Annotated in this window: 10 protein-coding genes; 7 read left to right on the forward strand and 3 right to left on the reverse strand. The window is 34.4% G+C overall.

The genetic code is table 11. From position 1 onward, the window contains the following. The first annotated feature begins 231 nt into the window (after positions 1-231). Together ABD941_RS09750 and ABD941_RS09755 are read left to right on the forward strand one after the other, a co-directional pair. Positions 232-3,537, forward strand: a complete 3,306-nt coding sequence (locus tag ABD941_RS09750; RefSeq protein WP_345273943.1) for a glycosyltransferase family 117 protein — start codon at positions 232-234, stop codon at positions 3,535-3,537. Between the two features lie 17 nt (positions 3,538-3,554). Continuing rightward, entirely contained in the window at positions 3,555-4,259 is a 705-nt protein-coding gene (locus ABD941_RS09755) for a polysaccharide deacetylase family protein (RefSeq protein WP_345273944.1), read from the forward strand. Here ABD941_RS09755 and ABD941_RS09760 read toward each other — a convergent pair. Further along, complete coding sequence (locus tag ABD941_RS09760; RefSeq protein WP_345273945.1) at positions 4,244-4,540, reverse strand: thioredoxin family protein; 297 nt, start codon at positions 4,538-4,540, stop codon at positions 4,244-4,246. The genes ABD941_RS09755 and ABD941_RS09760 overlap by 16 nt on opposite strands. Before the next feature lie 157 nt (positions 4,541-4,697). After that, complete coding sequence (locus ABD941_RS09765) at positions 4,698-5,921, reverse strand: metallophosphoesterase (protein WP_345273946.1); 1,224 nt, start codon at positions 5,919-5,921, stop codon at positions 4,698-4,700. Positions 5,922-6,089: 168 nt separating this feature from the next. Here ABD941_RS09765 and polA point away from each other — a divergent pair, with 168 nt between their 5' ends. Beyond that, positions 6,090-8,939: a DNA polymerase I gene (gene polA, locus ABD941_RS09770; RefSeq protein ID WP_345273947.1), complete on the forward strand. Its 2,850-nt coding sequence runs from the start codon at positions 6,090-6,092 to the stop codon at positions 8,937-8,939. Positions 8,940-8,942: 3 nt separating this feature from the next. Here polA and ABD941_RS09775 read toward each other — a convergent pair whose 3' ends face one another. Next, the gene (locus ABD941_RS09775; RefSeq protein ID WP_345273948.1) at positions 8,943-10,895 is read right to left on the reverse strand and encodes a YgiQ family radical SAM protein; all 1,953 of its coding nucleotides are present in this window, start codon (positions 10,893-10,895) and stop codon (positions 8,943-8,945) included. 250 nt (positions 10,896-11,145) lie between these two features. Here ABD941_RS09775 and rplM point away from each other — a divergent pair, with 250 nt between their 5' ends. The 4 genes from rplM to tsf all read left to right on the forward strand — a co-directional run bounded on the left by rplM (position 11,146) and on the right by tsf (position 14,069). Next, positions 11,146-11,601: a 50S ribosomal protein L13 gene (gene rplM, locus ABD941_RS09780; RefSeq protein ID WP_345273949.1), complete on the forward strand. Its 456-nt coding sequence runs from the start codon at positions 11,146-11,148 to the stop codon at positions 11,599-11,601. After that, a complete protein-coding gene (gene rpsI / locus ABD941_RS09785) occupies positions 11,601-11,987 on the forward strand; it encodes a 30S ribosomal protein S9 (RefSeq protein WP_345273950.1) in 387 nt (128 codons plus the stop codon). The genes rplM and rpsI overlap by 1 nt, the downstream gene beginning before the upstream one ends. 203 nt (positions 11,988-12,190) lie before the next feature. Further along, positions 12,191-13,009, forward strand: a complete 819-nt coding sequence (gene rpsB / locus ABD941_RS09790) for a 30S ribosomal protein S2 (RefSeq protein ID WP_345273951.1) — start codon at positions 12,191-12,193, stop codon at positions 13,007-13,009. An 85-nt stretch (positions 13,010-13,094) separates the two neighbouring features. Beyond that, a complete protein-coding gene (tsf, locus tag ABD941_RS09795; protein ID WP_345273952.1) occupies positions 13,095-14,069 on the forward strand; it encodes a translation elongation factor Ts in 975 nt (324 codons plus the stop codon). Positions 14,070-14,085: the final 16 nt, after the last annotated feature.

The following is a 14,085-nucleotide window of genomic DNA, read 5'->3' on the forward strand; positions in this document are numbered from 1 at the left end:
GTGTAATGAGGGTGCAAATTTAATATAAAATTTTCTTTGCACAAGTATTTTTTAAAAAATAATCATCAATACCTAACGTTTAATTAAAAACACGATACAGAGAGCTGGCAATTATTATTTTATACCTGAATGATATTGGCTGTTATGCCCATATGTTAAGACTAATAAAATAGTTATGCCTCTTTTCATATTTATTATTAAATTCGCCAAAGCAAATAAACATAGATATATATGGCACATTTCAACTATAAAAAATGGAATACCATTTTAGGTTGGTTTTCTTTTTTAATAGCACTTATTACTTACAGTTTAACTGTTGAACCTACAGTAAGTTTTTGGGATGCTGGCGAATATATTTTAACCTCAGCTAAATTACAAGTAGGACATCCTCCAGGAGCACCTTTATTTCAAATGCTTGGTGCATTTTTCTCAATGTTTGCTTTTGAGTCTTCACAAGTTGGCTTTATGATGAATATGATGAGTGCCATTGCTAGTGCATTTACTATTCTATTTATGTTTTGGACTATAACTTTGCTATTAAAAAAGTTAGTTGCTTATAAAAGTGAACTATCCGAAGGTAAATCTATGGCCATTTTAGGCAGTGGTTTAGTAGGTAGTTTAGCGTTTGCATTTTCAGATTCTTTTTGGTTTAATGCTGTCGAAACAGAAGTGTATGCCATGGCAACTTTAATTATGGCTATTTTGTTTTGGCTGGCTTTACGTTGGGAACAAGATATGGACAAACCACGTGGTAACCGTTGGCTTATTTTAATAGCCTTTGTTATTGGTCTTTCATTTGGTGTTCACTTTATGGGACTATTAACTATTCCTGCCATTGGCCTTATCTATTATTTTAAAAATTATAAAACAATCACCCTTAAAAATTTTATTGTAGCCAACGTAGTTTCAGTTGGCATACTTTTATTTGTTTTTAAATTATTGGCTCCCAATATTCTTAAAATATTTAGTGTATTCGAAATCTTTTTTGTGAATACTATAGGATTACCTTTTAATTCAGGTTCCATCATCGCTGGTTTAGCATTAGTTGCCATTATATTTTACGCTTTAAAGTATACACGCCAAAAACAATACATGCATTTAAATACAGGTGTTCTTTGTTTAACCTTTATAATCATTGGTTTTTCTACATGGTTAATGCTTCCTATTCGTGCTAATGCTAATGTTGTTATTAATGAAAATAATCCCTCAAGTGCCAGAGAATTATTGGCTTATTATAATTTAGAACAATACCCAGAAACACACTTATTTTACGGCCCTCAGTTTACAGACCAATATGCTTATTTAGATGACAACAATCCTTATGTTGACGATAAACCAAAATACGAAAAAGACAAAACCAAAGGTGACTATGTTATTGTAAACGATTACAAAAACGCTAAACAAAACTACAATTCAAAACATGCTTCTATTCTTCCGCGTATGTGGAGCACTGAGCATGCCGAAAACTACATGATGTTTTCTGGTTTTTTAAATTTTAAGCTGAAACCTGATTACCAAATGGAAAATGAGTTGCGTACTGCAGTTTCAAATTTTAGAAATGATGTCGTTCAAGGCAATGTAGATTACGAAGATTACAATACCTTTTTAAAACAGTTTAAAGACTACATTGATATTGAAAAACCATCATTAGCCAGTAATATCGCTTATATGTTTGAATATCAACTAGGCTATATGTATTGGCGTTATTTTATGTGGAATTTTTCTGGAAGACAAGATGATATTCAAGGACGTTATGATAACCATGGAAATTGGATAAGCGGTATAAAACCCATAGATGAATGGCATTTAGGGTTTTCTCAAGATAATTTACCAAGTGATGTTAAAAACAATAAAGCACGAAACACTTACTATTTATTACCTTTTATTTTAGGTCTTATTGGATTTTTCTTTCTGTTTAATAAAGATAAAAAACTATTTTGGGTCATGTTGGTGTTTTTCCTTTTTACGGGAATAGCCATTCAAGTGTATACCAATGTGCGTCCTTTTGAACCTCGTGAGCGTGATTATTCTGTTGTAGGCTCATTTTATGTATTTGCACTTTGGATAGGTTTTGGGGTTTATGGCATTTATGATGTGTTAAAAAATTATTTACCTAAAAAACTTGCAGCCCCAATAATTACTTTGGCCTGTATCCTGTTAGTTCCTACTATTATGGCTGCAAACAATTGGGATGACCACGACCGCTCAGATAAATATACAGCTAGAGCCATGGCAAAAATGTATTTAGATTCCTGTGCCGAAAATGGGATTCTGTTTACTATTGGCGACAATGACACCTTTGCTCTTTGGTACGCCCAAGAAATTGAAGGCTATAGAACCGATGTAAGAGTTGTTAATACCAGTTTATTTCAAACCGATTGGTATATAGACCAAATGAAACGCAAAGCTTATGAGAGCGACCCGGTACCATCACAACTTACACATGATTTGTACAAATATGGCACGAATGACTATATTATCATTCAACCAGTTATTAAAGACACTTTAGAAGTTAAACAGTTTTTAGATTTTGTAGGAAGCAACAATCCAAAAACAAAGTACAAATATGTTTTGCAACAACAGGGCGTTGATTTAACTCAAGTTAGAAGCCAAGATTTGAATGCTACCTATTTACCGACTCCATATCTTAGAATTCCTGTAAATAAAGACAATGCTTTAAAGTCTGGTCTCGTAAAACCCAAAGATGCCGATAAAATTGTGCCTTATATTGATATTAACATTAAAGGCGGCGCACTTTACAAAAACCGATTACTCATGCTAGATATAGTAGCTAATAATGATTGGAAACGCCCAATTTATTTTACAGGTGGCAGCTTTGGCGATGACGATTATATCTGGATGAAAGATTATTTACAGTTAGACGGTATGTGCTACAAATTAGTACCCATTAAAACTCCTGTTGACAGAGCAAACCCATTTGATATGGGACGTGTGGACAGTGATTTGATGTATAAAAAGGTTAAAAAATGGGATTGGGGCAATAGTGGATCTTCAGATATTTATCATGATGTGGAGACTCGCAAAAACTCGATAACCTATCGTGGTAATTTAGCACGTTTAGCTGAGCAATTAATTAATGAAGAAAAGCTAGATAAAGCTGAAGAAATAGCCGACATTGCTATGGATAACATGCCTGTTGAATATTTTGGATACTATACCCTTTTAGAACCTTATATTAGCACCTATTATGAGGTTGGTAACATAGAAAAAGCACAACGCTTATTTAAAGATGTTGCTAAAAAATATCAGGAAAATTTATCGTACTACAGTGGTCTAAAAGTTGACAGCCAAGAACGATTATTTGAAGATATTTACACAGATATTCAACGATATAAGGGCTTAGTTGATGTTTTAATAGAATATGATATAGAGTTTGCGGAAACTGAAGGTGATATTTTTAACAATCACCTAAGAACATTTAGGCATTTTTATGGTGATGATGAACCAGAAGACACCATACAAACTGATAGAGATATTCCTTTAGATACTAGTTTACCTATAAATGATGTTAATTAATTTTGGATTAAGGAAACATGACCTTAACACCTACTAAAACACCATTAGCTGTAAAAAAAATGTTCCCGAATTATATTTGGGATATTACCACAACTAAAAAGGTTATTTATCTAACTTTTGATGACGGGCCTACTCCAGAAATTACAAATTGGACACTAAACATCTTAAAACAATATAACGCCAAAGCTACTTTTTTTTGTATTGGCAATAATATTGAAAAGCATCCAAAGATTTTTCAAAACATACTAGACGAAGGGCACGCTATTGGTAACCATACCCATAACCATATAAAAGGATGGAAAACTAAAGCGAAAGATTATATTGAGAATATTAAAAAAACGGATGAACTAATCAAATACCAAACTCTAAATTCCAATACATCAAAAATCGTAAATCATCAATCTTCAACCACCAATCTATTTCGTCCACCTTATGGGCAAATAACACCAAAACAAGGTAAAAACCTCATTAAATTAGGTTATAAAATAATTATGTGGGATGTCTTATCTCTTGATTGGGATAAAAATGTAGACAAAGACACTTGTCTAGATAATGTAATTAAAAAAACTACGAATGGAAGTATCGTTGTTTTTCACGATAGTGTAAAAGCTTCAAAAAACATGCAATATATACTGCCGAAAGTCTTAGAACATTTCAGTAAAAAAGGGTATGGATTTAAAATGTTGGAATCAGAAAGTTTTCGGGATCAGATATACCCCTGAATAATACCTATGAGTGTATTAGCGTCTTGCTCTCCACTTTGTCGCCATTTCATTTCGCCATTCTTATAAATAATCAAAGTAGGCAATGTTTTTACACGTAAAGCTTCAGCTAGCTCTTGATTTTTATCGACATCAATTTTAATAACTTTTGCCTTATCACCCAGAGCCGCAGCAACATCTCTTAAAGTAAGATGCATAGTTTCAGATTGATTATTCCATTCTGTATAAAAATCTAACAAAACAGGAATTTCAACATCTATTAGTTCCCCAAATTTTGACATATTTTATTGTTTATTAGTCAAATACACTATACAAACCTACGTATTTTTTTTATACTACAGATAATAGGCATATTTTACCGTAAGTTTTTCAATGTATAACTATAAAAATAAGCAAATTCTGCACAAAAACAATATTAAATAAACATTAAGCTTTAGTTTAACCTCTTTTAAGCTCAATAACCGTAATTTCTGGCCATATTCCAACGCGCCCAGGGAATGCCAAATACCCAAAACCTCTATTAACATTAATATACTGCCCCATCTCTTGATAAATACCAGCCCAATATTTATAACGCCATTTTACAGGGCTCCATTTAAACCAACCCGGTATTTCTATACCGAATTGCATGCCGTGTGTATGCCCGCTTAAAGTTAAATGATAATGATAATCGTCTTGAATTACCTTTTTCTCCCAATGGGAAGGGTCATGACTCATTAGTATTTTAAAATCATTTTTTTCTATCCCTGCAGCGGCTTGCTGCAAATCACCTGCTGTTTTAAACCCTCCAGCTCCCCAATTCTCGACACCTACAAGAGCTATACGTTCGCCATTTTTTTCAAGATATTTACTATCGTTCAATAATAAATTAAACCCTATTTCCTTTTGAAGGTTTTTTAAATCTTCTAGATTTTGATGTTTTGCTTTATCAGATTCCCAGTGTACATAATCGCCATAATCATGGTTTCCTAAAACAGAATACAAACCATCTTTAGCTTTCAATTTATTAAAAACCGTTTTGTACGGTACTAATTCTTCAGCTTTATTATTTACGATATCACCCGTAAACAAAATTACATCACTTTCTTGATCATTTATTAAATCAACAGCGTACTTCACTTTATCCATATTATCGAAACTTCCAGAATGGATATCGCTTATTTGAGTCAATTTATAACCATCAAAAGCTTTAGGCAAATCTTCAAAATGTAAAGTATATTTTAAAACTTTATAATTGTATTTTCCTTTGTAAATACCATAAATAATAGATGCCAATGGTATGGCGGCTATACCCAAAGCCACTTTACTTATAAATTCTCTTCTTGAGGCAAAGTAATTTCCTTTAGCCGTATCGCCTTCCGTAAAATATCTATAAATAGCTAGAGGCACTCTAAACACATCTTCGGCAAACATACCTAAGAGTAAAATCATTTTTGGAACTAATATGGCTATAAAAAACCCAAAAGCATAGGAGTGTGCATGCGAAAACCCATCGCGCCTATTAAACCCATAATAATGGAACACAAAATTTCCAATGACCAAAACAGTAATTAACCAATATAATATTTGAAGCCAGTTGTTTTTAGTAACCGTTTTAAAAGCCTGAAAGGCATATAAATCCATAACAACAAAAACAACAAGGAAAATAATCCAACGTAGCATAACTCTTTTTTACTCAAAGATACTAGTATTATGAGTTAATGCTTAATATGCTAAATTTATTTAACTAATTGTTAAGAGTTTATTAGGTAAACAAAGAAATCCAAATATCTTAATTCATGTTTTAAGCATAACTTTTTGTAGCTTTGATTTTCCATCAAAACAAACAAAATGTCCGATAACAAACGTGTGTTTTTAGTTGATGCTTTCGCATTAATTTTCCGTGGCTATTATGCCTTTATAAAGAACCCTAGAATCAACTCAAAAGGAGTTGACACCTCAGCTATTATGGGGTTTATGAACTCTCTATTAGATGTTATAAAACGAGAACGCCCTGATCATTTAGCGGTTTGTTTTGATAAAGGCGGCAGTGTAGACCGTGTTGAAATGTACGAGGCCTACAAAGCTAACCGAGATGAAACGCCTGAAGCTATAACAATTGCAGTCCCAATTATTCAAGACATTTTAAAAGCCATGCATATCCCGATTATGGTTAAGGCTGGCTATGAGGCCGATGATGTTATTGGAACCCTAGCAAAACAAGCTGAAAAAGAAGGCTACAAAACGTTTATGGTAACACCTGATAAAGATTTTGCGCAGCTTGTAAGCGAAAATATTTTTATGTACCGCCCCGTTTTTGGAGGCGGCTATGAAACTTGGGGCATCCCAGAAGTACAGAAAAAATTTGAAGTTACCGACCCTTTACAAGTCATTGATTTTTTAGGTATGATGGGGGATTCTAGTGACAATATTCCAGGTTTGCCAGGTGTTGGTGAAAAAACCGCTAAAAAGTTCTTAGCGCAATTCGGGAGTATGGAAGAATTATTAGCAAATACGGACCAGCTTAAAGGCAAAATGAAAGAAAAAGTAGAAGCTAATGGCGAATTAGGCATGCTTTCTAAAAAGCTAGCTACAATCATGCTTGATGTACCTGTAATGTTTAACGCAAAAGATTTTGAATTAGACCAACCAGATATTTCTAAAGTCACCGAAATATTTCAAGAGTTAGAGTTTAGAAGATTGATTGATAATTTTACAAAAACGTTTGCTGTTCAAGCAGAAACAACACCAACAGAAACGACTGAAGAAACTGCAAAAACTAAAGCAACGCCTAAAGAACAGGCTTCGGCTGGTGCAGGACAATTTTCCTTATTTGGCGCTGACCCTACAAGTTCAACGCAGACAGAAACTATTTCAGAATTCACTCGTAAAACAGCTGAAACGACATCACATTTTTACCAGAGCATTGCGCCAGGCATGGCAACCAAGCTGTTCATTAAAAATTTAATGAATCAAACTTCAGTTTGTTTTGACACAGAAACTACAGGTTTAAACCCTTTAACGGCAGAACTCGTTGGAATTGCATTTTCTTGGGAAATTGGTAAAGGGTTCTACATGCCTTTTCCTGAAGACAAAAAAGGAGCTCAGGAACAGATTGAACAGTTACGACCGTTTTTTGAAAGTGAAAATATCGAAAAAATTGGTCAGAATTTAAAATATGATATTAAAGTTTTAGCAAAATACAATGTTGATGTTAAAGGCAAATTATTTGACACAATGTTAGCACATTATTTGATTAATCCTGATATGCGCCATAATATGGATGTTTTGGCAGAAACCTACTTAAACTATACGCCCATTTCCATAACCGAATTAATTGGAAAAAAAGGAAAGAATCAACTCTCCATGCGGGAGATCCCTTTAGAAAAACAAACCGAATACGCTGTTGAAGATTCGGATATTACATTACAACTAAAAGAACATTTTCAAAACGAACTAGGCGAAGCTAATACTCAAAAATTATTTGACGATATTGAAATCCCTTTGCTTCGTGTCTTAGCCGCCATGGAGTTAGAAGGCATTAATTTAGATATAAGCTTTTTAAATTCATTATCTGAAGAGCTTAATAATGATATTTCAAATCTTGAGAAAAGTATTTATGAAGCAGCTGGCGAGGAATTTAATATTGCTTCTCCAAAACAACTTGGCATCATTCTATTCGAAAAATTAAAACTTGTTGATAAACCTAAAAAAACGAAAACAGGTCAATACGCTACAGGGGAAGATATTTTAAGCTATTTAGCCAAAGACCATGAGATTATTCAAAACATATTGAAATACAGAGGCCTTGCAAAACTAAAAAGCACCTATGTGGATGCACTTCCTACACAAGTAGAAAAAGCCACAGGACGTGTACATACAGATTACATGCAAACCGTTGCAGCTACAGGGCGATTGAGTAGTAATAATCCAAACCTTCAAAACATACCTATTCGTACCGAACGTGGTCGACAAGTCCGTAAAGCGTTTGTGCCAAGAAATGAAGAGTATATTTTATTAGCTGCCGATTATTCGCAAATAGAACTGCGTATTATTGCGGCTTTAAGTAAAGAAGAAACGATGATTGAAGCCTTTAAAAATGGAGAAGACATTCACGCTTCTACCGCTTCAAAAGTATTTAATGTGCCTTTAGATGAAGTAACTCGTGAGCAACGTAGCAATGCAAAAACCGTAAACTTTGGTATTATTTATGGTGTTTCAGCTTTTGGATTAAGTAACCAAACCGATTTATCACGTGGCGAAGCCAAAGAACTAATTGACACGTATTACAAAACCTACCCAAAACTTCGCGCTTATATGAGCGAGCAAGTCGATTTTGCTCGCGATAATGGTTACGTGCAAACTGTTTTGGGGCGCCGTCGGTATTTAAAAGATATTAATTCTCGTAATGCTGTGGTTCGTGGTGCAGCAGAACGAAATGCCGTAAACGCACCTATTCAAGGAAGTGCTGCCGACATTATTAAAATTGCCATGATTAACATATATAATAAGCTTGAAGCGGGAAATTATAAAACTAAAATGCTACTACAAGTGCATGATGAATTGGTGTTTGATGTTTATAAACCAGAATTGGAAAGTATTAAAACCTTGGTTAAAACAGAAATGGAAAATGCTTTTAAAATAGATGTACCATTGGATGTTGAAGTAGATACTGGTTTAAATTGGTTGGAGGCGCATTAATTACTACCTCCGCTTCTTTTTACTTCTAAATTTAGCCTTATTCTTCCTTTGATTAAAAGGAATAGCATCATCAAAAGTATGCTTAGCATCACCCTTAGGCTTATTTTTACGCCACTTTTCGTCTTTTTCAGGAAGTAGAACTTTTAATAAATCTTGACGCCCTAATTTATTTAAAGTCTTTTTTATCCACGCTTTGTTTTCATCTTTATACCAAAAGAAAAAACGATGCTGCTCATCTTTTTCTTTACGTGTTATAGGTGTATTAACTTTTTTAAGCGTGTATGGATGATAGCCACTATAATAAATTACAGTTGCAACCGTCATAGGTGTTGGCGTAAACCCCTGTACTTGCTCTAACTGGAAACCCATATCTTTAGTTTCGGCAGCTAAGTTTGCCATATCTTCAACTTCGCAAGCCGGGTGATTCGAAATAAAATACGGAATCAGCTGCAACTTCAACCCTTTCTTAATATTAATCTTATCAAAACGTTCTTTAAACTTATGGAAATAGCTAAACGATGGTTTTCGCATCAATTTCAAAACAGGATCGCTGGTATGTTCTGGCGCTACTTTAAGTCGTCCAGACACATGCTTTGTCATAACTTCTTCAGTATAATCGTCTAACTCTTTGGCATCCGCATTTTTATTAAACTCGGGTACCAACATATCATGACGAATACCACTTCCTATAAAGGACTTTTTAACTTTCGGATGACTATCAACGGCTTGGTATAATTCCGTTAGCGGTTTATGCGATGTATCTAAATTACTGCAAATAACAGGCGAAATACACGAAGGCGCAACACACTTATCACAAATAGACTGCACCTTTCCTTTCATTTTATACATATTGGCACTCGGTCCGCCAATATCAGATAAATAGCCCTTAAAATCTGGCATATTTGCTACTGTATCGACTTCTCGTAGTACAGACTCCTGACTTCGAGATGCAATAAATTTTCCTTGATGTGCGGAAATGGTACAAAAACTACAACCTCCAAAACAACCTCTATGTATATTAATAGAAAACTTAATCATTTCATAAGCGGGAATGGGGCCGCGCTTATTGTATTTAGGATGCGGCAAACGTGTATAAGGCAATTCAAAAGAGGCATCAATCTCATCCTCGGTCATCGTTGGATATGGCGGATTAATCATCAACGTTTTATCTCCAACTTTCTGAAAAATACGGCGTGCTGCCAATTTATTACTCTCCTGCTCTATTATTTTAAAGTTTGATGCGTAGGCTTTCTTATCTTTCAAACACCTTTCATGTGATACAATTTGAACGTCCTCCCAATTACTATTTTTAGGAATTTTTGCATGAGCATCAACTAAAACAGCCGTTTGTTTTATTGTAGTAATACTAGAAAATGGAACACCTTTTTGCAACAATCGTACAACCTCTCGTAAAGGCTGTTCGCCCATACCATAAACCAACATATCTGCCTTAGACGTTTCTAAAATCGTTGGCATTAGTTTATCACTCCAATAATCATAATGTGTTACACGACGTAAAGAGGCTTCAATCCCACCAATTAAAACAGGAACATCTGGCCATTTTTCCTTTAAAATTTTTGAATATACCGTTGTTGCATAATCTGGTCTAAAGCCAATATCGCCATTTGGTGTATATGCATCTTTATCACGACGTTTTTTATTAGCATTATAGTTGCTAATCATAGGATCCATACAACCGCCAGTAACTCCAAAAAACAACTTAGGAGCACCCAACTTTATAAAATCCTGAAGGTTATCGTTAACATTTGGTTGTGGTACTAAAGCAACGCGCAAGCCGTAACTCTCTAAAATACGCCCAATCACAGCTGGCCCAAACGATGGATGATCCACATAAGCATCGCCACTAAATAGTATAACGTCAAGCGCATCCCATCCGCGTATTTTTACCTCTTTGTTTGTGGTTGGCAACCAATCTGAAAGTTTTAACTCTTGCATAGCGCTGCAAAAATAGGCAAAAAAATGTCGCTGTTTGTTTGACTAACTAGTGAATCACAAATATCACCTGTACTTTTAATGAATGTTCATTCTCTTATTCAACTAAAAATACTATCAAAAATAATGTCAAAAAATGCAGATAAATCCGAACAAAAATAACTTCTCTCTCTGTTTGGTAATCAAATATATAATCGTAAATTTGCAAACTCTTTTTTAAGAGAGGAATGTTTAATAATTAAAAATCAATAGTGTGGACACATTAAGCTACAAAACGATTTCAGCAAACAAAGCTACTGTAAATAAAGAGTGGGTTTTGGTTGATGCTGAAGGTCAAGCGCTTGGTCGTTTAGCTTCTAAAGTTGCAAAACTTTTAAGAGGCAAGCACAAGCCAAACTTCACACCTCATGTTGATTGCGGAGATAATGTTATTATTATCAATGCTGAAAAAATCACGTTATCTGGTAACAAATGGACTGACAAGTCATACATTCGTCACACCGGATACCCAGGAGGTCAAAAAAGTTTAACTGCTACAGAATTGTATGGAAAAGATCCAGCAAGAGTAGTAGAAAAATCAGTTAAAGGAATGTTACCTAAAAACAAATTAGGTGCAAATTTATTCCGTAATCTAACAGTTGTTGTTGGTTCAGAGCACAAACACGAAGCTCAAAAACCAAAAGCAATTAACTTAAACGAATTCAAATAATGGATGTAATTCACAAAATTGGCCGTAGAAAAACGGCTGTTGCGCGTGCTTATGTTGCCCCAGGAAAAGGTAACATTACAATTAATAAAAAAGACTTAGCTAATTACTTTACTACAGCTACTTTACAGTACAAAGTAAAACAACCTTTAGTTTTGACTAACAATGACGCCAACTTTGATATTACAGTTAATGTATATGGAGGTGGTATTACTGGACAAGCAGAAGCTGTTCGTTTAGCAATTTCTCGTGCAATGTGCGAGGTTGATGCTGAAAACAGATTAACACTTAAACCAGAAGGTTTATTAACTAGAGATCCAAGAATGGTAGAGCGTAAAAAATTCGGACAGAAAAAAGCGCGTAAAAAATTCCAATTCTCGAAACGTTAATATCCTGGACATGGTTCAGGATTTGTTCACCAAATTCCTTTATCATTTTCAAAATAAAATAATAAATCAAAAACAGTTATTGTTGTCCTAGTCCAAAAAAGACAGGATTTAGTTTAGCATCTAAATGAAGCCAAAAGTCGAAAGCTAAAAGCTAGAAACCCAATGGAACATTGCTAATTCAACAGAACGTAAACTATTAAAAAATGGCAGTAGAAGTAAAAGAATTACTTGAAGCAGGTGTACACTTTGGACACCTAACACGTAAGTGGGATCCAAATATGGCCCCTTACGTTTATATGGAGCGCAACGGCATCCATATTATAAACCTTTACAAAACAGCAGCAAAAATTGATGAAGCCGGAGCGGCATTAGCAAAAATTGCAGCTAGTGGACGTAAAATTTTATTCGTTGCAACAAAAAAGCAAGCAAAAGATATCGTAGCTGAAAAAGCAGGTGAAATTAATATGCCTTACATCACTGAAAGATGGCCAGGAGGTATGTTAACTAACTTTGTTACTATTAGAAAAGCTGTTAAAAAAATGGCTTCTATAGATAGAATGAAGAAAGATGGTACTTTTTTAACTTTATCCAAAAAAGAACGTTTACAAGTTGACCGTTTACGATCTAAGTTAGAAAAAAACTTAGGTTCTATTGTAAACATGACACGTTTACCAGGGGCCTTATTTGTTGTAGATATTAAACGTGAGCATATCGCGATTAAAGAAGCTCAAAAATTAAACATTCCAATTTTTGCAATGGTAGATACCAACTCAGACCCTCGTCAAGTTGATTATGTTATCCCTGCAAATGATGACGCTTCTAAATCGATAGATAAAATCTTAACTCATGTTACATCTGCAGTATCAGCAGGTTTGACAGAACTTAAAGCTGAAAAGGAAGCTAAAGCCCCTGCTAAAGAGGAAGCACCAAAAGCTAAAACCGAAGCAGCTCCAGTTGAAAAAGCAGCACCTAAAGCAAAAGCGGCTCCAGCTAAAAAAGCAGCAGTCGAAGAAGAAGAATAAATAACATTAATACAATATTATAAAGTCGTTTAGTTCTTTTCTTCTTTGAAAATATATTGAACGACTTTTTTAAATTATAATCACTATGAGTACTACAGTAAAAATAACAGCCGCTGAAGTAAATAAATTAAGACAAGCTACAGGAGCAGGTATGATGGACTGCAAAAAAGCTTTAGTTGAAGCTGAAGGCGATTTTGATAAAGCTATTGAAGTTTTACGTAAAAAAGGTCAAAAAGTAGCAGAAAAAAGAGCCGACAGAGATTCTTCTGAAGGTGCTGCTGTTTCAAAAATCAATGCAGACCAAACTGAAGGTGTTGCTATTGTTTTAGGTTGCGAAACTGACTTTGTTGGCAAAAACGAAAACTTTTTAGCACTAGCAAACCAATTAGCTGATATTGCATTAAACTGCGATTCAAAAGAAGCTTTTTTAGCTGCTGATTTTGAAGGGATGTCTGTTGCTGATAAATTAACAGAGCAAACTGGTGTTATTGGTGAAAAACTAGATGTTACTGGTTTTGAAAAATTACAAGCACCTTTTGTTGGAACCTATGTTCACATCAATAAAATTGCTGCTTTAGTAGGTTTATCTGCTAAAGTTGAGAATGCTGAAACTTTAGTTAAAGATGTAGCTATGCAAGTGGCTTCAATGGGAGCAACAACATTATCTTATAAAGATTTTGACCCTGCTTTTATCGCATCAGAAACTGAAGCTAGAATAGCTGTTATTGAAAAAGACAATATAGAACTAGGACGTTTAGGAAAAACTCTAAAAAACGTACCTAAATATATTTCTATGGCACAATTAACTCCTGAAGTTTTAGCGCAAGCTGAGGAAGCTGCAAAAGCAGAATTAAAAGCTGAAGGTAAACCAGAACAAATCTGGGATAGAATTTTACCAGGAAAAATGGAACGTTTCATTTCTGACAATACAACATTAGATCAAGAACAATGTTTATTAGATCAGAATTTCATTAAAGATGAAAAAATAAACGTTGCTAAATACGTAGCATCCTATGGTGATATAGAAATTACAGGTTTCAAGCGTGTTACAGTAGGATAACAAATTTCTGGACAAA

The organism is Flaviramulus aquimarinus, from assembly GCF_039543205.1.
Taxonomy (GTDB): Bacteria; Bacteroidota; Bacteroidia; order Flavobacteriales; family Flavobacteriaceae; genus Flaviramulus_B; species Flaviramulus_B aquimarinus.

Excerpts from the sequence above, each read along its gene's own strand:
- ABD941_RS09750 (WP_345273943.1), top strand. The coding sequence starts at position 232 with ATGGCACATTTCAACTATAAAAAATGGAATACCATTTTAGGTTGGTTT.
- ABD941_RS09755 (WP_345273944.1), top strand. The coding sequence starts at position 3,555 with ATGACCTTAACACCTACTAAAACACCATTAGCTGTAAAAAAAATGTTC.
- ABD941_RS09760 (WP_345273945.1), bottom strand. The coding sequence starts at position 4,540 with ATGTCAAAATTTGGGGAACTAATAGATGTTGAAATTCCTGTTTTGTTA.
- ABD941_RS09765 (WP_345273946.1), bottom strand. The coding sequence starts at position 5,921 with ATGCTACGTTGGATTATTTTCCTTGTTGTTTTTGTTGTTATGGATTTA.
- polA (WP_345273947.1), top strand. The coding sequence starts at position 6,090 with ATGTCCGATAACAAACGTGTGTTTTTAGTTGATGCTTTCGCATTAATT.
- ABD941_RS09775 (WP_345273948.1), bottom strand. The coding sequence starts at position 10,895 with ATGCAAGAGTTAAAACTTTCAGATTGGTTGCCAACCACAAACAAAGAG.
- rpsI (WP_345273950.1), top strand. The coding sequence starts at position 11,601 with ATGGATGTAATTCACAAAATTGGCCGTAGAAAAACGGCTGTTGCGCGT.
- rpsB (WP_345273951.1), top strand. The coding sequence starts at position 12,191 with ATGGCAGTAGAAGTAAAAGAATTACTTGAAGCAGGTGTACACTTTGGA.
- tsf (WP_345273952.1), top strand. The coding sequence starts at position 13,095 with ATGAGTACTACAGTAAAAATAACAGCCGCTGAAGTAAATAAATTAAGA.